This window comes from Rhizomicrobium sp. (assembly GCA_037200385.1).
Classification (GTDB): domain Bacteria; phylum Pseudomonadota; class Alphaproteobacteria; order Micropepsales; family Micropepsaceae; genus Rhizomicrobium.
This window is the reverse complement of sequence record JBBCGL010000001.1, coordinates 3208742-3230744: the sequence shown is the minus strand read 5'-3', so window position 1 is coordinate 3230744 and position 22003 is coordinate 3208742. Positions and strand designations below refer to the sequence as shown.

The following is a 22003-nucleotide window of genomic DNA, read 5'->3' as shown; positions in this document are numbered from 1 at the left end:
GGAGCGTTGTGTAATTACCGTGCCAAAGAAACAAGCCAATCCGATCGACGGCCAGGTGGGCAATCGCGTCCGCCTGCGGCGCATGCTCATCGGCATGAGTCAGGAAAGGCTGGGCGAATTGCTCGGCCTCACATTTCAACAAGTGCAGAAATACGAAAAGGGCGTGAACCGCATCGGTGCGGGCCGCCTGTTCGAAGTGTCCCGCATTCTCGGCGTTCCGATCGACTATTTCTACGAAGGCGTGAACAACCAGCTCTCCGGCAACCCGGGGTTTGCCGAGGGCGAAGCCTCTCCACCGGTGATGGAATTCGTCTCCAGCGGCGAAGGTCTCCAGCTCAGCCTCGCCTTCATGAAGATCAAGGATCCCAAGCTGCGCAAGCGCGTGCTCGATCTCGTCAAGCAGATGGCCGACGATCCGGCGGAGTAGCCACCAAGCAATATCCTGGAGCGGATCGCCGATTCCGTGAGGCGGCGATCCGCTCTAGGTGTTCTTGCGCGAGGCTTTTTCCGCGAGGCCCGACTGTCCTTCGCGCGCCGCGAGGGCGGCGTACACGTCGTCCGGCGTGACGCCGCTCGCGGCCCACAGGACGAGGAGGTGATAGAGCACGTCCGCCGATTCCGCGGTGAGCGCCGCCTTGTCCGCGAGCGTCGCGGCGATCACCGCCTCCACCGCTTCCTCGCCGAACTTCTTGGCGCATTTGGCGGCGCCCTCCTTGAGGAGCGCGGCGGTATAGGATGATGCCGGATCGCCCCCCTTGCGGGCGGCGATGGTCGCGAACAGCCGGTCGATCGGATGCGTCTCGCTCAATTCGCGCGATCCTCCAGCAGCCGGCGCGCGATGACGTTCGCCTGGATCTCGGCGGCGCCCTCGAAGATGTTCAGGATGCGGGCATCGCACAGCACGCGGCTGATCGGATATTCCAGCGCGAAGCCGTTGCCGCCGTGGATCTGCAGCGCATTGTCGGCGCAGGCCCAGGCGACGCGCGCGCCCAAGAGCTTCGCCATGCCGGCCTCGAGGTCGCAGCGCCGCCCTTCGTCCTTCTCGCGCGCCGCGTAGTAGGAGAGCTGGCGTGTGACGGTGATCTCCACCGCCATCATGGCGAGCTTGTCGCGCACCCGCGGGAATTCGATCAGGGGCTGGCCGAACTGCGTCCGCTCCAGCGCATAGCGCACGCCCAGGTCCATCGCGCAGAGCGCCACGCCCACGGCGCGCGCCGCGGTCTGGATGCGCGCCGCCTCGAAGGTTTGCATCAGCTGCTTGAAGCCCTGGCCCTCCTCGCGGCCGAGGAGATCGGCGGCCGGCACCTCGAAGCCGTCGAAGCCGATCTCGTATTCCTTCATGCCGCGATAGCCGAGCACGCCGATCTCGCCGCCGCTCATGCCTTTGGCGGGGAAGGTCTCGGTGTCCGTGCCGCGCGGCTTCTGCGCCAGGAACATCGACAGGCCGCGATAGCCCGGCTTCTCGGGATTGGTCCGTACCAGGAGCGTCATCATGTCGGCGCGCGCCGCATGCGTGATCCAGGTCTTGTTGCCGTAGATCTTGTAGACGTCGCCGTCCTTCACCGCGCGCGTCTTCAGGCCTGCGACGTCGGAGCCGCCGGATGGCTCGGTGAACACCGCGGTGGGCAGCTTCTCGCCGCTCGCGATCAGCGGCAGCCAATGCGCGCGCTGGTCTTTGGTGCCGCCGGTGAGGATCAGCTCCGCCGCGATTTCCGAACGCGTCGCCAGCGAGCCCACCCCGATATAGCCGCGGCTCAATTCCTCCGACACGACGCACATCGCCGTCTTGGACAGGCCGGCGCCGCCGAATTCCTCGGGGATCGTCAGACCGAACACGCCGAGATCGGAAAGCTCCTGGATGACGCCCAGCGGGATCAACTCGTCCTTCAGATGCCATTGATGCGCGAAGGGCGCGACCTTCTCCTGGGCGAAGCGGAAGAACTGCTCGCGGATCAGACCCATCGTGTCGTCGAGCCCGGGGTCGCCGATGAACATCGCGCCCGCATGCTGGGCCATATGGCCGGCGATGGCGGCGCGGACCTCGGGGCGCTGCCCGGTCTGCACCAGCTCGCGCACCGTCTCCGTCCAGAAGCCGGCCGTGTCCGAATCGTCGAGACCGAAATCATAAGGTCGCGCGATCTCGTTCTGGCTCATCGGGATGCCGCCCGCGATCTGCGCGAGATATTCGGCAAAGCCGGCGAGCAGCAGGCGCTGCTCGATCTCGCCGAATTTCTTCTCCTGCTCGAGATGCCGGCCCCAGCGCGCGGTCTGGCGCAGCGCCTCGACATAGGTGGCGAGCCAGGCAAGCCCATGCGTCGCGCGCTGCTCCCGGTCGAGCGCCGCCGCGGCGATCTTCCCGTCGACGCTGACGAGGCGCGCGACGGAATCCTTGGCCGCGATCAGGAAGCCTTCGGCCGACAGGACGGCCTCGTCGCATTTGGCAAGCAGATGGGGAACGGTCAGGGAAATCATGGGGAAAACTTCAAAAATTTCGATGGCGGGACTCTAGCGGAGTCCCCGCCGCAGCGCACCTTGGCGTGCGGCGTTGCGGCATCGCGTCCGGCGCCGCGTCGCGCCGACGCTGCGGCGCGCAAAAAAAGTCTTCCGATGTAAATCGGGAAGCCGGCATTTGACTTCAACAGTATTCGGTGAACACATTAAGTAAATGAAAGAAAAGAGGAGGCTGGGCATGAGTGGTCACGGGGCCGTCGAGGGCGGAATGACGCAAGCCGTTTTCGAGGCGCAGCGGCGCGAGATCGCCATCCGCCTCCTCAAGAAGACCGACGATTTCGTCGCCTGGGATCTCGAATTCAACAAGAAGATCACCGAGCTGATGGGCTTGCTGATCGAGCGCCTGCGCGAAAATCCGAGCCTGCTCGACGGCTCCGCCAACGACCTGCTGACGGAATTGGCCGCGCTCCGTGCCGGCGAGGGCAAGGGCGGCGGCGACATCGCCGGCGGCAGCGTCTGGGACGACATCTTCGGCGTCATCAAGGAAGTGCTGCTCGGCGAAAAGGAATTCATCGAAAGCCTCATCTCCAAGATCTTCGGGCTTTAGGATGTATCGGGCCGCGCCGCGTCCGGAATGACCGCGCTCGCGATCGGCACGCTCGCCGCCGCGGTGCGCGCCGCGCGCGCCGCCTGGCCGAACGAGATCTGCGGTCTGCTGGTCGGCCGTCCGCGCGCTGCGGCCCTGTCGATCCGGCTCACGGCCGGCAGCGCCAACACGCCGCTTTCCTTCCGGATCGCCGATGGCGAGATCGCGCAGGTCGAGCGGAGCCTCGAAGGCTCCGGCGAGATTGTGCGGGGCTGTTTCCATTCGCATGTCTTCGGGCGCGCCATGCCGTCGCGCCGCGATGCCGCCGGCGCGGTCCATCGCGGCGAACTCTGGCTGATCTATTCGCTGCGCGAGCGCCGGCTGCGCCTGTTCGAATGGACCGGCAGCGCCTTCCACCGCCGGCATCTGCGGATCGTGCGCGACCGGCGCGGAGGCGGGACCGGTTTGGGTTCGCGTTGACCCCTTAGGTCCGTCATCGCCCGCTTCACGCGGGCGATCCCTTTGTCTTCTGCGCCAAAAGATGGATTGCCCGGACGAGCCGGGCAATGACGCGTGGGTCTTCTCAAGCACAAATCGCGCTAATCGCCCTTCGATGCCTCGATGACGTCCTCGAAGGTGCGCAGTCCGGTGTGCTGGGCGTTGACCAGCACCGCCATGTTGCCGGGCAGGTGCTCGTTCTTCCACATCTTGGTGTGGGCGCGCGGGATGTCGGCCCAGGAGAACACTTCCGACATGCACGGATCGATGCGGCGCTCGACCACCAGCCGGTTCGCCTGGCTCGCCTGCAGCAGGTTGGCGAAATGCGAGCCCTGGATGCGCTTCTGCCGCATCCAGACATAGCGCGCATCGAAGGTGATGTTGTAGCCGGTGGTGCCGGCGCAGAACACGACCATGCCGCCGCGCTTCACGACGAGGCAGGAGACCGGAAAGGTCGACTCGCCGGGATGCTCGAACACCATGTCGACATCGACGCCCTTGCCGGTGATGTCCCAGATCGCCTTGCCGAACTTGCGCGCTTCCTTGGTCCACGCGTCATATTCGGGCGTATTGACCGCTGGCATCTGGCCCCAGCACTTGAAGTCCTTGCGGTTGATCACGCCCTTGGCGCCGAGCGAGAGCACGAACTCCCGCTTGGTCTCGTCCGAGATGACGCCGATCGCGTTGGCGCCCGACACGGCGCAGAGCTGGATCGCAAAGGAGCCCAATCCGCCGCTCGCGCCCCACACCAGCACATTGTGTCCCGGGCGCAGGATGTGCGGCCGGTGGCCGAAGAACATCCGATAGGTCGTCGCCAGGGTGAGCGTGTAGCAGGCGCTCTCCTCCCAGGTCAGATGGCGCGGCCGTTCCATCAGCTGGCGGTCCTGCACGCGGGCGAATTGCGCGAAGGAGCCGTCGGGCGTCTCATAGCCCCAGATGCGCTGGCTGGGCGAGAACATCGGATCGCCGCCATTGCATTCCTCGTCGTCGCCGTCGTCCTGGTTGCAGTGCACCACGATCTCGTCGCCGACCTTCCAGCGCGTGACCTTGGAGCCCACGGCCCACACGATGCCCGACGCGTCGGAGCCCGCGATGTGATAGGGATTTTTGTGCCCGTCGATCGGCGAGATCGGCGTGCCGAGCCCGGCCCAGACGCCGTTGTAGTTCACGCCCGCCGCCATCACGAGGATCAGCACGTCGTGGGAATCGAGCTCCCAGGTCGGTACGACCTCGATCTGGAAGGATTTCTCGGGTTCGCCATGGCGCTCCTTGCGGATCGTCCAGGCATACATCTTGGCCGGCACATGACCGAGCGGCGGGATTTCGCCGATCTCGTAGAGATCCTTGTAGACTTCCAGCGAGGGCCGCGTCTCGGCCGGTGACAACGCCATCCTACTCTCCCCTGCAGCGCTCACGGCTTACCCCAGCCGCGGCGGGTTTTTTGCACCGCACCATTTAGCCGAAACAATGCCGTTGTGAAAGGCGGACATGCAGCAATTTTGTTACAAAACTTGTTAACGGCAACGCAATGCGGCGTCCATAATCTCCAACGCCCGAACAAGGCCTTGCGATGCTCCGCTTTCCCGTCGTTGCCGATATACGCCTCGCGCGCCTGCCGCTTGTCGTCGCCGTGGCGCTGGCCGCTGCCTACACCTTGATCCTTGCCGTGCTCTTCCTGCGCCATGCCTGGATCGTCGATTCGGCAGGCCATCCGTTCTTCGCCGATTTCGTCGCGATCTGGACCTCGGGCCATCTGGCGCTCCAGGGCACGGCCTTGTCGGCCTATGACGGCCACGCGCTGCACAATGCCGAGCTCGCCACCATCGGCCATGACGCGCCCGGCTATCTCGGCTGGCCCTATCCGCCGATCTACTTCTTCGTCGCGGCCGCCGCGGCATCGCTGGACTTCACCGCCGCCTTCCTGCTGATCGGGCTGGCGACGTTGGCGGCGCATGCGCTGGTTGTCGCGGCGATCGCCCGCGACCGCAGCGCCGCTCTGTTCGCCTGTGCCGCGCCTTGGGCGTTCGCCGCGCTGTACGCCGGACAGAACGGGTTCCTGACCGCGGCGCTGCTTGGCGGGGCGCTGCTGGCCATCCCGCGGCGGCCCATCCTCGCCGGCCTCGCCCTGGGCCTTCTCACCTTCAAGCCGCAATATGGCCTGCTGTTTCCTCTTGCGCTGCTGGCCGATGGACGGTGGCGCGTCATCCTGTCGGCCCTGGCCGCGACCCTTGCGCTGTGGCTGCTCGCCGGCGCGGTGTTCGGCTTCGCGACCTTCGGCGCGTTTTTCCATAGGCTGTCGGAGACCGGCCAGACGCTGGTCGTGGAAGGGGCGGTCGGCTGGCACAAGCTGCAAAGCGTCTATGGCGCGACGCGCTGGCTCGGCGGCTCCACGGCGGTGGCCGGCCTGCTGCAGGCCGCGGCGACGCTCGCGGCGCTTGCCGGCAGCGCCGTGCTCTGGCGCAGCCGGCGGGTCTTCGCGCTGAAAGCCGCGGGCCTCGCCGCGGCGGCGCCGCTCGCGACGCCTTACGTCTTCCTCTACGACTTTCCCGTGCTGGCGGTCGCCGTCGCCTTCCTCTATCGCGAACGCCCCTTCGACCGGATCGAGTTCGCCGCGCTCGCCGCCGCGCTTGCCTGTTCGGTGGCCGCCGCCGCATACGCGATTCCGTCGGGCGCGGTGGCGGTACCGATCGTCCTGGCGCTGGTCGGGCGCCGCGCCGTCAGCCGAAGCGCGATGGCCGTCTCGCCGCGCCGTCTTTTGCCGGACGCTTTGCTTTCTTGACGATTTCCTTGAGCTTGACGGCTTGAAGCAGCGACAGGGACGCACCCGGGCCGCCCTTTTCGGGGTCCCGGAAGGCCCTTCCGTATTTCTCGACCCGCGTCTCGACCGAGCCGAGGAATTCGCCTTCCCAATCGGACAGCGCCACGCCCGCCGTCTCCGCCGCCCGCCGTGCCTTCTTCAGGGCGCGCAGCGCCGCGCGCTTCGCGGCGGCCTTGCGGTCGTCATGCGTCGGCGGCTTGGACCTCATGCTGCGCCCACGCTTGCTGCCCCGCCCGAACTCGTCTGCACTATAAGTCGCACCGCGGGGACATTCGATGGAAATCAACGGCGTCGCGCACACCTTCATCACCACGGGCGACTTCGCGAAGGCGCGCGCGTTCTACGGACAGCTCCTGCCCTTCCTGGGACTGTCGATCGTCATCGACACGCCCGACACCTTCTATTGCGTCGGCGGCCGTACCGGCTTCGGCATCCGCGCGCCTGCCGCCGAACATGCCGGCCAGCGCTTCAAACAGGGCGCCGTGGGCCTGCACCACCATTGCTGGCGCGCCCGCGAACGCGCCGATATCGACGCGGCGCACGCCTTCCTCGAAAGCATCGGCGCGACCATCGTGCACCCGCCGCAGCAGGACGATTTCGTGCCCGGATATTACTCCCTGCTGTTCGAGGATCCCGATGGCACGCGGCTGGAGATCAATCACGTGCCCGGCCGCGGCCTGCTTGCGCCCGGCGGCGCGCCTGTGGACGGGGCGCAAGGCAACCAAGAGGCTTAAGTCGCCCGCCCATTGCCGAAGGTCTTGACCAGCAATCCCTTGTCCTCCAGCGCCGTCACCGCGTCCAGGTCGTGCCCCGGCACGATGTGCAGCTTCGGCTCCGCCGCCTTCAGCGCGTTGAGCGCCGCGAGCTGCGCCAACACCGCATCGCGATCCTCCTTCAGCACCAGCGTGGTCGCGCGCGCCCGCTCCCGCCGCGTATCGATATTGCGCATCGTCCAGGCGACGTCGCCGGTGAAGAGATATTCCTGCCCGTTCGCGAGCTTCACATAGACCATCTGGCTGCCCGGCGTGTGGCCCGGCGCCTTGATCAGCACCACGCCCGGCGCCACCGCGAGATAGCGCGCATATGAGACCGGCTTGTAGGTCGCGAAGCCTTCCTTGCGATAGCTCGGATTGTAGTCGTCGAGATGCGCGACCTGCTCCGTCGTCAGCTTGGCATGCGCCAGCTCCAGCTCCATCCAGGGCGAGGCGAGCAGGCCGCCGATATGGTCGTTGTGCTCATGCGTGACCACGATCACGGCGGCGTATTTCAGCGCCGAGCGCACCCGGCGATAGGCATCCTCATCGATCGTCGCGCCCAGCTCCTGCGCTCCGCGCGGGCTGAGGCCGGTGTCGACGATGACGATATGCGGGCCGTAATCGACCTTGTAGGCGAACACCGCCATCGGCAGCGGGGCCCAGCCATCGCCCGCCAGCACGAGGTTGCGGCGGAAGGCGAAGGTCGCGACATGCTCGTCGTGGATCGCCAGCGCCTTCGGCCCCGGCAGCGAATCGGCCAGCCGCCGCACCTCCTTGATGTCGAGCGCGAAGGTCCCGGACGGCGTGCCGCTCTCCAGGACGAGCCAGTAATACGCACCGCCGCCGAGCACGAGTAAGACCACGAGCGCGATCAGCGCCCGCCTGAGCCATGCGTTCATGAACGTCCCCTGACCGGCGCTTTCTATGATGGCGCAGCGTGGCATTTTTCGCCGGCTTCGATCAATCGCGCCGCCTCAATGCTTTCTGTGCGGATCCTTCTCGCCGGCCTTGACCGCGGTAGCGATGCTGTCGACCGCGACCGGGCAAGTGAAGAAGGCCGAGCGGGCGCAGTTGGGATTGTAGGCATCGTTGAAATCGATGGTCGCGGTCTTCGGCGGGAAGGCGCCGAAATGGTCGATATCGACATAGCGGCCCGCGCCGTAGGCGACGCTGCCGGTCAGGTCGTCCATGAAGAAGGCCGAGAGATCGGTGATCTTCGCCGGATCGTTCTCGCCTGCATAGAAGGGCAGGGTGAAGGTCTTGCCGTTCAGCACGAAGGTCGCGTCGCCGGCATGGAAGAACTGCTTGTCGGTGCCGCGCGAGGTGCGGAAGACGCGCGGCGGCAGCTTCGGATCGGGCTTGAAGGTTGCGGTCACGCGATAGGCGGGATCATAGGGGAAGTACTCGACCCCTTTGAAGTTCACCGCATCGGCGCGCGTCTGGTTGTAGAGCATGACGCGGACGCCCGTCACGCCGGCGCTCACCTGCGTGCTGAAGCCCTGGATGTCGATGCCGTTGTCGATGGCGACGCCTTTGGCGAGGGTGGGTCCGTCGATGGCCTGGCCATGCATCGCCCCGCGGACCTGGTGGTTCTGCACGGTCACGGTCAGGATGCCGTCCTGAACCTTGCCCGGGACCCATTTGTAGCTCGCCGGCCGGCCCTTGCTGCCGGTCAGCGTCGCGCTCTGCCCCTCGCCGAGATAGGCCGCATCCTGGATCTTGAGGATGGCATGCGGGACCTTGGCCCAGTCGCGGTTCGCCTCCACGATCGAAGCCCGCCACGCCGTCTCCACCGGCGACGGTGCCGGCGCGGCGGCGAGCAGGAGGGTCGCCGCAAGGGCGGTACACAAGGTCGGAACGCGCATGCGAGTCTCCGTTCTCATCTGCCATGTCCGCGAAGGCGGGCATCCAGAGCCATACGCTGCAGCATCCGCCTGACGCGGCAATTTTGCGGTGCAGCAAAGTTTCTTATAGGCTCGTCCACCGGCAATTTTACACCGATCGACCCATGACCCGCGACAAGCCCTGGATTTTCCGCACCTATGCCGGCCATTCGAGCGCCAAGGCGTCGAACGCACTCTATCGCGGCAATCTGGCGAAGGGCCAGACCGGCCTCTCGGTCGCCTTCGATCTGCCGACCCAGACGGGCTACGATTCCGACGACGAACTCGCCAAGGGCGAGGTCGGCAAGGTCGGCGTGCCGGTCTCCCATATCGGCGACATGCGCGCGCTGTTCGACGGCATCCCGCTCGACAAGATGAACACCTCGATGACGATCAACGCGCCGGCCGCCTGGCTGCTCGCGCTCTACGTCGCGGTGGCGGACGAGCAGGGGGCGCCGCGCTCCAGCCTCACCGGCACGACGCAGAACGACATCATCAAGGAATATCTCGCGCGCGGGACCTACATCTTCCCGCCCAAGCCCGCGATGCGGCTGACCACGGACACCATCGCCTTCACGACGGCCGAATTGCCGAAATGGAATCCGATCAACCTCTGCTCCTATCACCTCCAGGAAGCCGGCGCCGACGCGGTGGAGGAGGCGGCGTTCGCCCTCGCCACCGCGGTCTCCACCCTCGATGCCTGCAAGGCGCGCGGCGCGATCCCGCCGGCGGAATTCCCCAAGGCCGTCGGGCGCATGAGCTTCTTCGTCAATTCCGGCGTGAAGTTCATCACCGAGATCTGCAAGCTGCGCGCGATGGGCGAATTGTGGGACGAGATCACCCGCGACCGCTACGGCGTCGAAGATCCCAAGCTGCGGCTCTTCCGCTATGGGGTGCAGGTCAATTCGCTCGGCCTCACCGAGCAGCAGCCGGAGAACAACGTCTATCGCGTGTTGTTCGGCATGCTGGGCGTGACGCTCAGCAAGAATGCGCGGGCCCGCGCCGTGCAGCTGCCCGCCTGGAACGAGGCGCTCGGCCTGCCGCGCCCCTGGGACCAGCAGTGGTCGTTGCGGCTGCAGCAGATCGGCGCCTTCGAGACCGACATGCTCGACTATGGCGACATCTTCGACGGCTCCAAGGTGATCGGCGAGAAGGTGGCGCAGCTGAAAGTGCAGATCCGCGAGGAGATGGAACGCATCGCCGCGCTCGGCGGCACCGCCACCCAGGACGCGCTGGAATACATGAAGGAGCGGCTGGTCGCCTCCAACGCCGCGCGGGTCGAGGCGATCGAGCGCGGCGACGAGATCCGCGTCGGCGTCAACGCCTATCGGGAAACCGAGGTCTCGCCGCTCACCTCCGGCAACGGCCATTTCATGACGGTCGACGAAGCGGCGGAAGGCGAACAGATCGCGCAGCTCAAGGCGTGGCGCGCCGCGCGCGACAACACGAAAGTCGCTGCCGCGCTCGCCGCGCTGGAACGCGCGGCGCGGGAAGACGACGTGAACGTGATGCCGGTCTCGATCGACTGCGCCAAGGCCGGCGTCACCACGGGCGAATGGGCTCGCGCGCTGCGCAAGGTGTTCGGCGAATATCGCGCCCCCACCGGCGTCGCCGCGACCGCGCCGGCCCGCAACGACGCGCGCATCATGCAGATCCGCGAAGAGGTCGATGCCGCCTCCAGGACGCTGGGCCGCCGCCTGACCTTTCTGGTCGCCAAGCCCGGCCTCGACGGCCATTCCAACGGCGCCGAGCAGATCGCGATCCGCGCCCGCGACGCCGGCATGGACGTGATCTATCACGGCATCCGCCACTCGCCCGACGACATCGTCGCCGAGGCGAAGGCGTCGCGGCCGCACCTGATCGGCCTGTCGGTGCTGTCGGGCAGCCATGTCAGCCTCGCCCGCGACGTGGTGACGAAGCTCAGGGCGGCGGGTCTCGGCGACATCAAGGTGGTGGCCGGCGGCATCATCCCGGCGGAAGACGAAGCGACCCTCAAGGCCTCGGGCATCGACGCGGTGTTCAGCCCCAAGGACTACGACCTCAACCAGATCATGCACGGGCTCGTCGAGCTGGCGGTGCGGTAGACTTCCCGGCTTGTCATCCCGGCCAAGCGCTGCGTCAGCAGCGCGCAGAGCCGGGACCCATCGCGACAGCTTCTCGATGGGTCCCGGATCGGACGCTGCGCGTCCGTCCGGGATGACACGAGAGTTAGCGCGCCGCGCTCCGTCCCAAATGGGGTCGTTGGTCGCCCGTCCGGCTTCGATCTCCGTCCCGCCGGTTGCGCCTACGGAACTCGCTACCGGCGCCGCCGCTCCGCCAAAGCTCTCGATATTCTGTCTCAATTGTCCGACCTCTCTCCAACGGCCGCCTGTCCCGACTGCGGCAGCTTGCCGTATTCCCGCCCCCTTTGATCGTTAACAGGCTCTTTACCTTGAAGCCGCGCGCCCGCGCGAACCGTACCGCCTGAGGGGGGACATCATGGTCGCCTATATCCAGAAGACGCAGGATCCCATCGCGGTGCCCGCCCGGCGCCAGGCGCTCAGCCATGAGCTTTTCCACGGCCTGACGCCCGAAGAATTCACCAAGGAAGCGCGCTCGCTGGCCGATGCCGAGGCGATGACGCCGTCCGTCCGCGCCCGCCTCGAAGCCCAGCTGCTCGAGCGCCTCAAGACCCCCGTCGACACGCCGAGCTGGGGCCCCGACTGGGTCAAGCGCGGCGAGCGCGTCGCCGCCGCCAACCAGGGCCGCAAGCCGCAGCGCTTCGCGCTGTTCGGCGCCAGGAAGGACGGCGAAGACGCGGCAGGCGACGAGGTCGATCCCGATCCCCTGAGCGCCGCGGAGCGTGACGAATCCACCATCATCATGCGCAACATGGAGAAGAGCCGGCAGGTCGCGCATTACCGGCCGCTCTATTTCATCGCGGTGCTGCTGGCGCTGGGCATCGCGCTGCTTGCGATGTTCGTCGACTATCACATCATCCGCGAGGTCTGGACCCGCGCCCTCGCCAATGAGTTCATGGAGGTGCCCGCCGCGCTGCAAAGCTCGGTGATCTTCAAGAGCCTGCAGGTGATCTTCGCGGTCCTGATCGTCCACGTCTTCCTGCGCATCACCGGCGTCTACGGCCGCAACACGATGATCGTGGCGGCGTTCGTGCTGGCCCTGGTGATGGTCGGCGGCCTCGGCTATCTCGTCGCCTACAACAACATGGCGGGCGCCACTTCCGCGACGCTCGACCAGCCGCGCGACGACGGCGCGAGCGCCTCGGGCGGCGGCAATTCGATCGACGCGCTGTTCACCCCGGCCAAGTCCTCCGACGCGCCGGCCGCTGCGGCGCCGGCCAATGCGGGCGAGGGCGTCTCGCTCGGCTTGCCCAAGCTTTCGACCGCCTCGCTGGCCAATGCGGATTCCTGGTTCTGGCTCGCCTTCGCCAGCGTGATCTTCTTCATCGTCACCACGGTGGCGGCGCTCTACATGCTCACGGTCGAGAACAATGTGCGCAACCTGCACATCGCGAGCGACTACAAGCATCGCCAGCGCCAGTTCGCGCAGCTCCATCTGCTGCAGCTCGCCGACAAGCGCACCGTCTCCATGCCGGCGCCCGCCGAAGCATGAAGCTCCTGCTCGCGGCGACCACGGCGTTCGGCCTGCTCGGCGGCGGCGTTCTCGCCACCCTGGCGTCGCGCGACGCCGATTTCGTCCAGGCTTCGCTGACCGACGAGGTGGCGATCCCGGCGCAGCGCCTCGTCATCGGCCTCGACATCTCCAAGTCCAATCCGCTGGTCGACGACCAGGCCTTCGCGGCCAAGGTGGCGGCACGCGTCGCCAACCTGGTGCGCGGCCTCGGCATGGCGTCCGAGGTGCATGTGCGCACCTTCGGCTCCTATGACGCCTCGTCGAACAATTTCTACTACGACGCGCGCATCTCGGCGCGGAACCGGCCCGAGCATGTCGCGGCCGAGATCCAGAAGCTGATCGCCGGCACGCCCTTCCTCGTGCGCAGCGGCAAGTGGCGGTCGCAGGAGAACACCAACATCCTCGCCTTCCTCGACAATGTCTCGCAGAGCATCGGCTGCGCCGGCCTGCCGACCACGGTGATCCTGGCGTCGGACGGGATCGAGGATTCGGAATATGTCCGGCTGCAGCGCGCCGGCGCGCATCTGCCCGCGCCGGACGGGCGGCCGTTCCGCGGCTGCGCCGCGATGGAGATCCTCGGCATCGGCCAGGGCACCGACAGCCCGATCGTGACGACCCGCCTGCGCAGCGAGTGGACACGCTGGGCCGCACAGGCCGGGTTCAGCCGCTTCGTCGGCCTGAACGACTGGTAGTTAGTTTTCCGCCGCGGTTCGATGGCCCCGCGGTCTCGCGTCAGAATCTCATCCCGACCGACCCCGGCAGCCTTCCAAACCGGCGCCAGAAGACTCGGACAAGTTCGCCCCGTGCCCCTTGAAATAGATAACTCTATAGCATAGAGTTATCTGGTCAGATCAAAGAGGAGGCCTCTTCAACCATGTCCCTGACCCCCGACGAAGCCGCAACCGCGCTGCGCGACATTGAAACCACCGCGCGCCGCAGTGCCTCGGCCTATTCCTATCGTTCGACCTCGCCCTTCCTGATCCTCTGGGGCCTCGCCTGGGCCGTAGGCTATGGCACCACGGAGCTGGCGCCGCAGCTGGCCAACCCCGTCTGGCTCGGCGTGACCGTCGTCGGCTGCCTCGCCAGCACCATCATCGGCATGCGCATGAAGGGTGGCGGCGCTGCGGCGCGAAAGTTCGACTGGCGCATCTTCACCGTCTGGGTCGCCTCGCTCGTCTTCCTGAGCGCGATCTTCACGATCGTCGGTCCCGTCTCTGGTGCGCAGATCGGCGCCGTGATCCCGCTGGTCATCGCCTGGGCCTATGTCGCGCTCGGCGCCTGGGCCGGTCCGCGCATTATGGTCATCGGCGTCGTGCTGGGCGCGCTCACACTGGCCGGTTATTTCGAATGGCCGCAGCATTTCGCGGGCTGGATGGCGGTGGTCGGCGGCGGCACGCTGGTCGGCACCGGCTTCTGGCTGCGGAGGGCGTGATGGAACAGCCCGATCCCACCATCCACCAGCCGGTGCGGCTCAAGATCATGGCGGCGCTCAAAGCGCTCTCGGACAACGAGCCGCTGGAGTTCGTCCGCCTCAAGGAGATCGCCGGCGCCACCGAGGGCAATCTCGGCGCCCACATCACCAGCCTGGAGACGGCCGGCTATGTGACCGTCGCCAAGGACTTCGCCGGCAAGCGTCCGCGCACCCGCGTCACCCTGACCCGCGCCGGCCGTCACGCCTTTGAGAACTATGTCGCCTATCTGCGCAGCATCCTCGATACCGGGAGCCCTACAACACGCTGAAGGGTTGATCTCACCTCCAACCCGTTTGAATCACGACTGTCATCCCGGCTCTCCCCCGGCTCAAGGCCGGGGTCGGCCGGGATGACAGTTTGCGCAAGACGGATCGCAACGTGTTCTAGAAACCCAAACGGGCTCTGACCGTTTCCGCCGTCGTTCCATCTTCCCGCAAACTTCGTAGCGTCACCGCATGATCGCGTTTCGAGAATTTGCGCCCCTGCGCATCCAGGATCAGCCGGTGATGCGCATAGGCCGGTGCCGGCAATCCCAAAAGTGCTTGCAGCAATCGCTGCACATGCGTCGCGGGCAACAGGTCTTCGCCGCGCGTCACCAGCGTCACGCCCTGCTGCGCGTCGTCCACCACCACCGCGAGATGATAGGCCGCCGGCATCGCCTTGCGCGCCAGCACGATGTCGCCGAACAGAAGCGGCTGCACCGCGACCGCCGCGCCATGCTCTTCGAAGCTCAGCGGTCCCGCCAGCGCCGCCGCCCTTGCCGCATCGAGCCGCAGCGCATGGGGCGTGCCCGCCGCGATCCGCGCCGCGCGCGCGTCGGGCGAAAGATGCCGACAAGTGCCCGGATAGATCGGTCCGTCGGGGCCATGCGGCGCCTCGACGGCGCGCGCGATCTCGTCGGCGATCGCCTTGCGCGTGCAGAAACAGGGATAAGTCAGCCCCTTCGCATCCAGCACCGCCAGTGCCGCCGCATAGGCCGCGCCACGCGCCGACTGCCGCGGCACCGGCTCGTCCCAGCGCAGCCCCAGCCAGCGCAGATCCTCGAAGATCGCGTCCACGAATTCCGCGCGGCAGCGTGCGGTGTCGAGGTCGTCGATCCGCAGCAGGAAGCGCTCCCCCGACGCCCGCGCCGTCAGCGCGGCGAACGCATGGCCAAGATGCAGCAACCCGGTCGGACTCGGCGCGAAGCGCGTGACGATCATGAGGTCGAAGATGATATCCACCCTGCCGGACCGCAAGGCGCGCATGCCGTCGCGGAGGTTCGCCGAAGCTTCGCGATCGCGGGCCGCGAAATCCGGGACCTCGCCCATGGCCTGCGCCCGCTTCCCGCGCCGCCGCCGCCGGGCTAGAACGCTGCATGGCTCTCGGTTCGCTCTCCGGTCCCCGCCTGCCGCCCACGCGCGGTGCCGCGACGCATCTCGTCGTGCTCTGTCACGGCTACGGCGCCGACGGCAACGACCTGATCGGTCTGGCGCCGCATTGGCAGCGCCTGCTGCCCACCGCGTCCTTCGTCGCGCCCAACGCGCCCGAGCGCTGCGCCGGCGCGCCCACCGGCTATCAATGGTTCCCCATCACGCGGCTCGATCCGGGCGAGATGCAGCGCGGCGTCGAATCCGCCGCCGGCCAGCTCGATGCCTTCCTGGATGCGGAACTGGCGCGGCTGGAATTGCCGCCCGAGCGCCTCGCGCTGGTCGGCTTCAGCCAGGGCACGATGATGGCGCTGCAGGTCGGCCTGCGCCGTCCGGTGAAGCCCGCGGCGATCGTCGGCTATTCCGGCATGCTGGCGCGCGGCACCGAGATGGAGGCGCTGCCGCCCGACACCCCGCCCATCCTTTTGGCGCATGGCGACGCCGATCAGATGATCCCGCCCGAAGCGATGCTGGCCTCCGCCATGATGCTGGGCCGCGCCGGTGCCGCGGTGCAGTGGCATATCGCGCCGGGGCTCGGCCACGGCATCGACCAGAAGGGCCTCGAGATGGGCGGCGCCTTCCTGACCCAGGCGTTCCGCGGCCTGCTGCGCCGTCCCGCGCCGGAGATCGCCTGCGCGCTTTGAGCGCGAAGAGTCACCTTTCTGTCACGCCGAATCGCTTAAGCTCACCCGCGGTGAACTTGGCAGGGCGCGGGCTTTGCCCTTAAGGTTCGCGCCGATCAGAGGAGTGACTGCCAAAGGGACTTATCCGTGTTAGCCGCGCGCATTCCCGACAATTGTCCGGCGCTGGTGCTGAACGCCGATCACCGGCCGCTGAGCTATTTCCCGCTGTCGCTGTGGTCCTGGCAGGACGCGATCAAGGCGGTCTTCCTCGAACGCGTGAACATCCTCGAGGAATATGACCGCGTCGTGCGCTCGCCCAGCTTCGAGATGAAGCTGCCTTCGGTCGTCTCCCTCAAGACTTATATCCGGCCGGCGCGCAATCCCGCCTTCACGCGCTTCAACCTGTTCCTGCGCGACCGCTTCGAGTGCCAGTATTGCGGCGACCCGGAGGACCTCACCTTCGACCACGTCATCCCGCGCAGCCGCGGCGGCCGCACGACCTGGGAGAATGTCGTGACCGCCTGCGCGCCGTGCAACCTGCTCAAGGGCGGCCGCCTGCCGGCGCAGATCGGCATGCATCCGCGCCAGCGCCCGCATCGCCCGACGATCAACGAGCTGCGCGCCAATGGCCGCAAATTCCCGCCCAACTATCTGCACGACAGCTGGGCGGACTATCTCTACTGGGACAGCGAGCTGGAGCCTTAAGCCCCGTTGTCATCCCCGGCGAGCGCGTCGCGCGAGGGAAGGGGATCCAGGCGGCGATGCGCGCGCGGTCTGAAAGGAAAATCGAGAACACCTGTCGAGGCTTCCCAGGTGTCGACGCCTGGGTCCCCTTCCCTTCGCAGCGCTTCGCGCTGCTCAGCCGGGGATGACAATTAGCGTTTCTCCCGCCACATCGCCAGCAGCGGCGGCGCGCCGGCCGGCGCGATGTTGCGGCGGGCGACGAAGCCCGCGCGCTCGTAGAGCCTGGTGTTCTTGGGATTGGAGTTCTCCAGATAGGCGGGCACGCCCAGCGTGTCGGCGCGCGTCACCGTCGCTTCCAGCAGCGTGCCGCCCAGTCCCAGTCCCTGCAGCCGCGGCGCCACCGCGAGGAAGGCGAGATAGAAATGCTTCTCCGCCGGATGGTTCTTCTCCATCGCATCCGCCATCGCCGAACCGCGCAGCAGCCGCGGGAAGCCGCACAGCCGCACGAACAGCGGCATCAGCTTGAGCTGCTCGAACAACCCGCCCGGGCTTGCCTCGGCGCCGGGCGGCAGCCAGGCCGCGGCGACGCTCGCATCGGGGCTCATCCACACCTCGCCATGGGGAATCGCGCGGATGCGCAGCAGCCAGAGGAAGAACTGCTCGAGTGCCTGGGCCCGCCGCGGTCCGGGCCGCGCGATCCAGTCCATCACCGGATCGGTGGTGAAGGCGGCGGCGAACAAGCGCGCCACGACCGGCGCATCGTCGATGGTGGCGCGGCGCGGCTTGGCGGCCGCCGCCAGCAGCGCGTTGCGGTCTTCGCTCATATCTTCTCGGACAGTTTGATGGCGACGCGGCAGCCCGCCTTGATGGTCTCGCTCAGCAGCCGGTAGGCCGGCGCCTCTTCCGCGCCGTGCGCCAGCGCCGCATCGCGATGCGCGATCTCCTCGGCGCGGAAATCCTCGACGGTGGCTTTCAGCGCGGGATCGCTGTCGCCCAGCCGCGCCACCTGCGCCGCATAATGCTGGTCGATCACCTCTTCCACCGCCGCGGTGCAGGCCATCGCGGCCTTCTCGCCCAGCAGCGCCGTCGCCGCGCCCAGCGCGAAGCCCGCGACGCGCCACACCGGCTCCAGCGCGGTGGGCCGCACGCGCCGTTCGTTGACCAGCGCATCGAAGGTCTTCAGATGCCGCTGCTCCTGCTCGGCCATGTGGCGGATCGCGTCGGCGGCGGGCGAGTTGCTGCGGCCGAGCACGGCAAGCTGGCCTTCATAGATGCGCACCGCGCCGTACTCGCCCGCGTGATCGACGCGGATCATGGACGCGATGTCATCCGCGCTCTGCGTGCCGGGCGCGACGGGACGGGCTTTGCGGCTCATGGCTTGCGGACCAGCTGCACCGCGCCGAACAGCGCGGCGGCGAGCGAGATCAGCGCATTATACCCTGCCAGCGAGATTCCGAAGAGGGTCCAGGCCGGATGATCGCAATGCGGCACCGGCGCATTGATGTCGAGCGGCCCGCCATTGAAGTGAAAGCCGGTCGTGCAGGCCGTCGGTCCCGGCCAGAACTGCCATTCGACGCCCGCATGATAGACGCCGAGCCCGCCGGAGACCGCGACGCCGAGCACCGCCAGCGCGGCGATGGCAAGCGCGCTGCGCGGCGGCAGCAGGCCGGCACGGATCAGCAGCGCGCCGCCCAGCCCGACCACCGCCGCCGCGATATGCGGCCAGCGCTGCCAATGGCACATCTCGCAAGGCGGATAGTTCAGCGCATATTGGAAGAACAGCGCGCCCAGGATGAGCGTCAGACCGACCGCGCCTTCGAACCATGCGACCCGTAGACTGTTCATCTTGCGAATATCCGGCTCTCGTCGTCGAAGGCTTTGAACTCCAGCGCATTGCCGCTGGGGTCGCGGATGAAGAACGTCGCCTGCTCGCCGGGCAGGCCTTCGAAGCGTATGTCAGGCGCAATCGTGAAGGGAACCTTTTCGCGCGACAGTTTGTCCGCCAAGGCGCGCCATTGTGTCATCGCGAGAATGACGCCGAAGTGCCGCACCGGCACTTGCTCGCCGTCGACTTCATTATGCGCTTTGTCGTTCGGCGTTTCCGCGCTTAAATGCGCGACGATTTGGTGGCCGAAGAAATCGAAGTCCACCCAGTCGTCGCTCGCGCGTCCTTCGGGACAACCGAGCAGGCTTCCATAGAAGGCGCGCGCTTCCGAAAGGGAGCGGACCGGAAAAGCCAGATGGAAGCGTGGGCGAGAGGTCACGGGCGATCTCGATGAGTCGAAATATTGCGGAGCACAGGGAAGCGTATGCGTAGTCCCATGGCAACCCGTCGCGCGCGGCGCGAATTGTTGCGCATCGATGGCCGGCCGGTCGAGGTCACGATGCGGCTCAATCCGCGGGCGCGGCGCCTGATCGTCAAGGTGCATCCCTCGACCGGCGAGGTCTCGGTGGTGGCGCCGTCGCAGCGCGCGCTCGATCGTGCGCTGGATTTCGCGCGCGGCGAGGCGCCGTGGATCGCGCGCCAGCTCGCCCGCGTGCCGCAGCCGATCGCGCTCAAGCCCGGCGCGCACATCCCGTTCCGCGGCCGCGAGCATCTCATCGTCCGGCACGAGGGCGGCCGCGGCCTCGCGATGCACGATGCGGAGGCGTATGTGATCCGGATCGGCGGCGACGACGCGCATGCGCCGCGCCGGGTGCAGGATTTCCTCAAGCGCGAGGCGCGCAAGCTCTTGGAGGAGCGCTCGCGCGACTATGCCGCGCGGATCGACAGCCGGGTCCGCGCTGTGACGGTGCGCGACACGGCAAGCCGCTGGGGCTCTTGCTCGGCGAACAAGACCATCTCCTATTGCTGGCGCCTGATCCTCGCGCCGGATTTCGTGCTCGACTATGTGGTGGCGCATGAGGTGGCGCATCTGCGCGAGATGAATCACGGCCCGCGCTTCTGGCGCCTGGTCCGCACGCTGGTGGCCGACATCGAGACGCCGCAGCTCTGGCTGCGCAAGAACGGCACCGCCCTGCACCGCTACGGGGTGAAGTGACATTCACTTCCCCCTTTCCTCCCCCGTAAACACGGGGAGGAAAAGGCGGCGCTATGTCCCGCCCTTGCTGAAGATGTTGTTGATCAGGTCCTCGATCGTGTCCGGCTTCTTGGCCTCCGGCGGCGGCGGGGCTTCGGCGGGCTCGGTGCCGTCCGGTGTCGTCGCCGGCTGTGCCGCCGCGACCGCGACGCCGCCCGCCAGCGGCTTCACCGGCACGCCGGCCTCGGCCGCCGTCATGAAGCCGTGGAAGATCTTCGCCGGCAGCGTGCCGCCCGTCGCATGCACCATCGGCGCGTTGTCGTCATTGCCGATCCACACGCCGCAAACGAGATCGGCGGTGAAGCCGACGAACCATGCGTCGTGGAAATCCTGCGTCGTGCCGGTCTTGCCGCCGGTCGGCCGTCCGTCCAGCCGCGCCGCCCGGCCGGTGCCGGTCAGCACGGTCTCGGTCATCAGGCGCGTCATCTGCGCCGCGTTCTGCGTCGCGATGACGGTCTCGCCGCCCTCCGGCTTGTGTTGGTAGAGCACCTTGCCGCTGCGCGTCTTGATCCGCAGGATCGCGAAGGGCGGGGCGCTGCGCCCGCCATTGGCGAAGGGCACATAGGCGCCGGTCAGCTCCAGCGGCGTCACGCCGGAGGTGCCCAGCGCGAGCGAGGCGACCTCGTCGAGCGGCGAGGCGATGCCCAGGCGGTGCGCGGTGCGCGCCACGGTCGGGGCGCCGATCTCGGCGGTGAGCTGGGCCGCGATCACATTGGAGGATTTCGCGAAGGCCCGCACCAGCGGCATCGCGCCCTCGAACTTGCCTTCATAGTCGCCGGGCTTCCAGCCATGGATGTCGACCGGCCCGTCAGTCATCACGTCGTCGGGCGTGTGGCCGTGCTCGAAGGCGGCGAGATAGACGAACGGCTTGAAGGCCGAGCCCGGCTGACGCACCGCCTCGGTGGCGCGGTTGTAGGAGCTTTCCTCATAGGAGCGTCCGCCGACCATGGCGCGCACCGCGCCGTCCGGCGTCATCGCCACCAGCACCGCCTGGCTCGCATGCAGCGCCGCGCCCTGCGCGCCGAGCCCCTGCGCCACGGCGCGCTCGGCCTGGCCCTGTGCATCGAGGTCGAACGTGGTCTCCACGATCAGCGAATCGCCGGCATCGCCGACATAGCCCGACAGGTTGCCGAGCACCCAGTCGACGAAATAGCCCGAGCCCGGCGTGCCCGAGCCGCGCACGATGCGGGGCCGCGTCGCCTGCGCGTCGGCCCGCGTCTTGTCGTCGATGAAGCCGCAATCCTCCATCGCCCGCAGCACGATCGCGGCGCGCGTCAGCGCGGCGTCGGTGTCGGCCAGGGGATTGTATTTCGCCGGCGCCTTCACGCTGCCGGCCAGGATCGCGGCCTCGGTCAGGGTGAGCTTCACCGCATGCTTGCCGAAGAAGCGCTGCGACGCCGCCTCGATGCCATAGACGCCGGCGCCGAAATAGACCCGGTTCAGGTAGAGCGTGAGGATCTGGTCCTTCGAATAGCGCGACTCCAGATAGAGCGCGAGCATCGCCTCCTGGATCTTGCGCTCGAAGGTGCGGTTGGGATCCAGGAACAGGTTCTTGGCGAGCTGCTGGGTCAGGGTCGAGCCGCCCTGCCGGACATGCCCGGCCTCGACATTCTCATAGGCCGCACGCATCAGGCCGACGGGATCGACCCCGACATGGCTGCGGAAACGGCGGTCCTCGATCGCGATGAAGGCGTTCGCGACATAGGGCGGCAGGCTGGAGACGTCGATCCGGTCGCCCTGGGTCAGGCCGCGCCGCGCGATCAGCCGGCCCTGGAGATCCAGGATGGTCACGTCATGCGACGCGCCTTTGGTCATCAGCCTGGTCGTGTCCGGCAGGTCGGACAGGAAATGCGACCAGAACACCGCCCCGGCGATCACCCCCCAGGCGAGCAGCAGCATGACGGCATAGGGCCAGGCGCGGCGCTTGCGGGGGCGGGGCGGCGGCGGGGCCGCGACGAAATCGCGGGGCGGCCCGTCGCCGGGGCCGCGCGGGCCCCGGCCGGATTCGCGGAATCGCGGCTCATCTCTGGGTTTTCTGGCCATCGGGTCGCCTCGGACAGCCTCGTTCTAGGCGCCAAGTGTTAACGGGCTTTAAACATACGCTTCGCGCC

The 22003-nt window shown here is 67.5% G+C and carries 25 protein-coding genes; 13 read left to right on the top strand and 12 right to left on the bottom strand.

Annotated elements, in window-relative coordinates; translation table 11 throughout:
• Positions 1-19 precede the first annotated feature (19 nt).
• Positions 20-427 carry a helix-turn-helix transcriptional regulator gene (locus WDM91_15285; protein MEI9995957.1) on the top strand — a complete coding sequence of 136 codons (408 nt, stop codon included), beginning with the start codon at positions 20-22 and terminating at the stop codon, positions 425-427.
• A gap of 54 nt (positions 428-481) precedes the next feature.
• Here the strand turns inward: WDM91_15285 and WDM91_15280 are convergent, their stop codons facing one another.
• Together WDM91_15280 and WDM91_15275 are read right to left on the bottom strand one after the other, a co-directional pair.
• Positions 482-808, bottom strand: a complete 327-nt coding sequence (locus WDM91_15280; GenBank protein ID MEI9995956.1) for a phosphoribosyl-ATP diphosphatase — start codon at positions 806-808, stop codon at positions 482-484.
• On the bottom strand, positions 805-2472 hold the full coding sequence (locus WDM91_15275; GenBank protein ID MEI9995955.1) for an acyl-CoA dehydrogenase family protein: 1668 nt from the start codon (positions 2470-2472) through the stop codon (positions 805-807). Before WDM91_15275 ends, WDM91_15280 begins: the two co-directional genes overlap by 4 nt.
• Positions 2473-2689: 217 nt before the next feature.
• Between WDM91_15275 and WDM91_15270 the strand changes: the two genes are divergently transcribed.
• Complete coding sequence (locus tag WDM91_15270) at positions 2690-3058, top strand: hypothetical protein (protein MEI9995954.1); 369 nt, start codon at positions 2690-2692, stop codon at positions 3056-3058.
• Positions 3059-3085: 27 nt separating this feature from the next.
• On the top strand, positions 3086-3517 hold the full coding sequence (locus WDM91_15265) for a Mov34/MPN/PAD-1 family protein (protein ID MEI9995953.1): 432 nt from the start codon (positions 3086-3088) through the stop codon (positions 3515-3517).
• 119 nt (positions 3518-3636) lie between these two features.
• Here WDM91_15265 and ccrA read toward each other — a convergent pair whose 3' ends face one another.
• Positions 3637-4926, bottom strand: coding sequence for a crotonyl-CoA carboxylase/reductase (gene ccrA, locus WDM91_15260; protein ID MEI9995952.1), 1290 nt, complete (start codon positions 4924-4926; stop codon positions 3637-3639).
• Between the two features lie 179 nt (positions 4927-5105).
• Between ccrA and WDM91_15255 the strand changes: the two genes are divergently transcribed.
• Positions 5106-6314, top strand: a complete 1209-nt coding sequence (locus WDM91_15255) for a glycosyltransferase 87 family protein (GenBank protein ID MEI9995951.1) — start codon at positions 5106-5108, stop codon at positions 6312-6314.
• Here the strand turns inward: WDM91_15255 and WDM91_15250 are convergent.
• Positions 6253-6561: a hypothetical protein gene (locus WDM91_15250; protein ID MEI9995950.1), complete on the bottom strand. Its 309-nt coding sequence runs from the start codon at positions 6559-6561 to the stop codon at positions 6253-6255. The two genes, WDM91_15255 and WDM91_15250, sit on opposite strands and share 62 nt — an antisense overlap.
• A 67-nt stretch (positions 6562-6628) precedes the next feature.
• On the opposite strand from WDM91_15250, the gene WDM91_15245 reads away from it, so the two are divergent.
• On the top strand, positions 6629-7087 hold the full coding sequence (locus WDM91_15245; protein MEI9995949.1) for a VOC family protein: 459 nt from the start codon (positions 6629-6631) through the stop codon (positions 7085-7087).
• Here the strand turns inward: WDM91_15245 and WDM91_15240 are convergent.
• Together WDM91_15240 and WDM91_15235 are read right to left on the bottom strand one after the other, a co-directional pair.
• The gene (locus tag WDM91_15240; GenBank protein ID MEI9995948.1) at positions 7084-8007 is read right to left on the bottom strand and encodes an MBL fold metallo-hydrolase; all 924 of its coding nucleotides are present in this window, start codon (positions 8005-8007) and stop codon (positions 7084-7086) included. The two genes, WDM91_15245 and WDM91_15240, sit on opposite strands and share 4 nt — an antisense overlap.
• A 75-nt stretch (positions 8008-8082) precedes the next feature.
• Positions 8083-8973, bottom strand: coding sequence for a DUF1684 domain-containing protein (locus tag WDM91_15235; GenBank protein MEI9995947.1), 891 nt, complete (start codon positions 8971-8973; stop codon positions 8083-8085).
• A gap of 143 nt (positions 8974-9116) precedes the next feature.
• Here WDM91_15235 and WDM91_15230 point away from each other — a divergent pair, with 143 nt between their 5' ends.
• The 5 genes from WDM91_15230 (at position 9117) to WDM91_15210 (ending at position 14364) form a co-directional block, all read left to right on the top strand.
• Positions 9117-11075: a protein meaA gene (locus tag WDM91_15230; protein MEI9995946.1), complete on the top strand. Its 1959-nt coding sequence runs from the start codon at positions 9117-9119 to the stop codon at positions 11073-11075.
• 394 nt (positions 11076-11469) lie between these two features.
• Positions 11470-12603, top strand: coding sequence for a hypothetical protein (locus WDM91_15225; protein ID MEI9995945.1), 1134 nt, complete (start codon positions 11470-11472; stop codon positions 12601-12603).
• A complete protein-coding gene (locus WDM91_15220) occupies positions 12600-13316 on the top strand; it encodes a hypothetical protein (GenBank protein MEI9995944.1) in 717 nt (238 codons plus the stop codon). The genes WDM91_15225 and WDM91_15220 overlap by 4 nt, the downstream gene beginning before the upstream one ends.
• A 182-nt stretch (positions 13317-13498) precedes the next feature.
• Entirely contained in the window at positions 13499-14056 is a 558-nt protein-coding gene (locus WDM91_15215; GenBank protein MEI9995943.1) for a hypothetical protein, read from the top strand.
• Positions 14056-14364 (top strand): transcriptional regulator, encoded by a 309-nt coding sequence (locus WDM91_15210; GenBank protein MEI9995942.1) that lies wholly within the window; start codon positions 14056-14058, stop codon positions 14362-14364. The genes WDM91_15215 and WDM91_15210 overlap by 1 nt, the downstream gene beginning before the upstream one ends.
• 115 nt (positions 14365-14479) lie before the next feature.
• On the opposite strand, the gene gluQRS is transcribed toward WDM91_15210, so the two are convergent.
• On the bottom strand, positions 14480-15406 hold the full coding sequence (gene gluQRS, locus WDM91_15205) for a tRNA glutamyl-Q(34) synthetase GluQRS (GenBank protein MEI9995941.1): 927 nt from the start codon (positions 15404-15406) through the stop codon (positions 14480-14482).
• A gap of 47 nt (positions 15407-15453) precedes the next feature.
• On the opposite strand from gluQRS, the gene WDM91_15200 reads away from it, so the two are divergent.
• Positions 15454-16149 (top strand): alpha/beta fold hydrolase, encoded by a 696-nt coding sequence (locus WDM91_15200; GenBank protein ID MEI9995940.1) that lies wholly within the window; start codon positions 15454-15456, stop codon positions 16147-16149.
• A gap of 126 nt (positions 16150-16275) precedes the next feature.
• Positions 16276-16833 (top strand): HNH endonuclease, encoded by a 558-nt coding sequence (locus WDM91_15195; GenBank protein MEI9995939.1) that lies wholly within the window; start codon positions 16276-16278, stop codon positions 16831-16833.
• Positions 16834-17003: 170 nt separating this feature from the next.
• Here WDM91_15195 and WDM91_15190 read toward each other — a convergent pair whose 3' ends face one another.
• Genes WDM91_15190 through WDM91_15175 form a run of 4 tightly spaced genes read right to left on the bottom strand, consistent with a single transcriptional unit; the run spans position 17004 to position 19241 of the window.
• A complete protein-coding gene (locus tag WDM91_15190; GenBank protein MEI9995938.1) occupies positions 17004-17636 on the bottom strand; it encodes a GNAT family N-acetyltransferase in 633 nt (210 codons plus the stop codon).
• The gene (locus WDM91_15185; protein MEI9995937.1) at positions 17633-18187 is read right to left on the bottom strand and encodes a demethoxyubiquinone hydroxylase family protein; all 555 of its coding nucleotides are present in this window, start codon (positions 18185-18187) and stop codon (positions 17633-17635) included. Before WDM91_15185 ends, WDM91_15190 begins: the two co-directional genes overlap by 4 nt.
• Positions 18184-18657 (bottom strand): disulfide bond formation protein B, encoded by a 474-nt coding sequence (locus WDM91_15180; GenBank protein ID MEI9995936.1) that lies wholly within the window; start codon positions 18655-18657, stop codon positions 18184-18186. The genes WDM91_15185 and WDM91_15180 overlap by 4 nt, the downstream gene beginning before the upstream one ends.
• Positions 18654-19241, bottom strand: coding sequence for a VOC family protein (locus WDM91_15175; GenBank protein MEI9995935.1), 588 nt, complete (start codon positions 19239-19241; stop codon positions 18654-18656). Before WDM91_15175 ends, WDM91_15180 begins: the two co-directional genes overlap by 4 nt.
• Between WDM91_15175 and WDM91_15170 the strand changes: the two genes are divergently transcribed.
• A complete protein-coding gene (locus WDM91_15170) occupies positions 19134-19853 on the top strand; it encodes a SprT family zinc-dependent metalloprotease (protein MEI9995934.1) in 720 nt (239 codons plus the stop codon). The genes WDM91_15175 and WDM91_15170 overlap by 108 nt on opposite strands.
• Positions 19854-19904: 51 nt before the next feature.
• On the opposite strand, the gene WDM91_15165 is transcribed toward WDM91_15170, so the two are convergent.
• Positions 19905-21935, bottom strand: a complete 2031-nt coding sequence (locus WDM91_15165) for a PBP1A family penicillin-binding protein (protein ID MEI9995933.1) — start codon at positions 21933-21935, stop codon at positions 19905-19907.
• Positions 21936-22003: the final 68 nt, after the last annotated feature.

Excerpts from the sequence above, each read along its gene's own strand:
- WDM91_15275 (MEI9995955.1), bottom strand. The coding sequence starts at position 2,472 with ATGATTTCCCTGACCGTTCCCCATCTGCTTGCCAAATGCGACGAGGCC.
- WDM91_15270 (MEI9995954.1), top strand. The coding sequence starts at position 2,690 with ATGAGTGGTCACGGGGCCGTCGAGGGCGGAATGACGCAAGCCGTTTTC.
- WDM91_15265 (MEI9995953.1), top strand. The coding sequence starts at position 3,086 with ATGACCGCGCTCGCGATCGGCACGCTCGCCGCCGCGGTGCGCGCCGCG.
- ccrA (MEI9995952.1), bottom strand. The coding sequence starts at position 4,926 with ATGGCGTTGTCACCGGCCGAGACGCGGCCCTCGCTGGAAGTCTACAAG.
- WDM91_15255 (MEI9995951.1), top strand. The coding sequence starts at position 5,106 with ATGCTCCGCTTTCCCGTCGTTGCCGATATACGCCTCGCGCGCCTGCCG.
- WDM91_15250 (MEI9995950.1), bottom strand. The coding sequence starts at position 6,561 with ATGAGGTCCAAGCCGCCGACGCATGACGACCGCAAGGCCGCCGCGAAG.
- WDM91_15245 (MEI9995949.1), top strand. The coding sequence starts at position 6,629 with ATGGAAATCAACGGCGTCGCGCACACCTTCATCACCACGGGCGACTTC.
- WDM91_15240 (MEI9995948.1), bottom strand. The coding sequence starts at position 8,007 with ATGAACGCATGGCTCAGGCGGGCGCTGATCGCGCTCGTGGTCTTACTC.
- WDM91_15235 (MEI9995947.1), bottom strand. The coding sequence starts at position 8,973 with ATGCGCGTTCCGACCTTGTGTACCGCCCTTGCGGCGACCCTCCTGCTC.
- WDM91_15230 (MEI9995946.1), top strand. The coding sequence starts at position 9,117 with ATGACCCGCGACAAGCCCTGGATTTTCCGCACCTATGCCGGCCATTCG.
- WDM91_15225 (MEI9995945.1), top strand. The coding sequence starts at position 11,470 with ATGGTCGCCTATATCCAGAAGACGCAGGATCCCATCGCGGTGCCCGCC.
- WDM91_15220 (MEI9995944.1), top strand. The coding sequence starts at position 12,600 with ATGAAGCTCCTGCTCGCGGCGACCACGGCGTTCGGCCTGCTCGGCGGC.
- WDM91_15215 (MEI9995943.1), top strand. The coding sequence starts at position 13,499 with ATGTCCCTGACCCCCGACGAAGCCGCAACCGCGCTGCGCGACATTGAA.
- WDM91_15210 (MEI9995942.1), top strand. The coding sequence starts at position 14,056 with ATGGAACAGCCCGATCCCACCATCCACCAGCCGGTGCGGCTCAAGATC.
- gluQRS (MEI9995941.1), bottom strand. The coding sequence starts at position 15,406 with ATGGGCGAGGTCCCGGATTTCGCGGCCCGCGATCGCGAAGCTTCGGCG.
- WDM91_15200 (MEI9995940.1), top strand. The coding sequence starts at position 15,454 with ATGGCTCTCGGTTCGCTCTCCGGTCCCCGCCTGCCGCCCACGCGCGGT.
- WDM91_15190 (MEI9995938.1), bottom strand. The coding sequence starts at position 17,636 with ATGAGCGAAGACCGCAACGCGCTGCTGGCGGCGGCCGCCAAGCCGCGC.
- WDM91_15185 (MEI9995937.1), bottom strand. The coding sequence starts at position 18,187 with ATGAGCCGCAAAGCCCGTCCCGTCGCGCCCGGCACGCAGAGCGCGGAT.
- WDM91_15180 (MEI9995936.1), bottom strand. The coding sequence starts at position 18,657 with ATGAACAGTCTACGGGTCGCATGGTTCGAAGGCGCGGTCGGTCTGACG.
- WDM91_15170 (MEI9995934.1), top strand. The coding sequence starts at position 19,134 with ATGGCAACCCGTCGCGCGCGGCGCGAATTGTTGCGCATCGATGGCCGG.
- WDM91_15175 (MEI9995935.1), bottom strand. The coding sequence starts at position 19,241 with ATGCACCTTGACGATCAGGCGCCGCGCCCGCGGATTGAGCCGCATCGT.
- WDM91_15165 (MEI9995933.1), bottom strand. The coding sequence starts at position 21,935 with ATGGCCAGAAAACCCAGAGATGAGCCGCGATTCCGCGAATCCGGCCGG.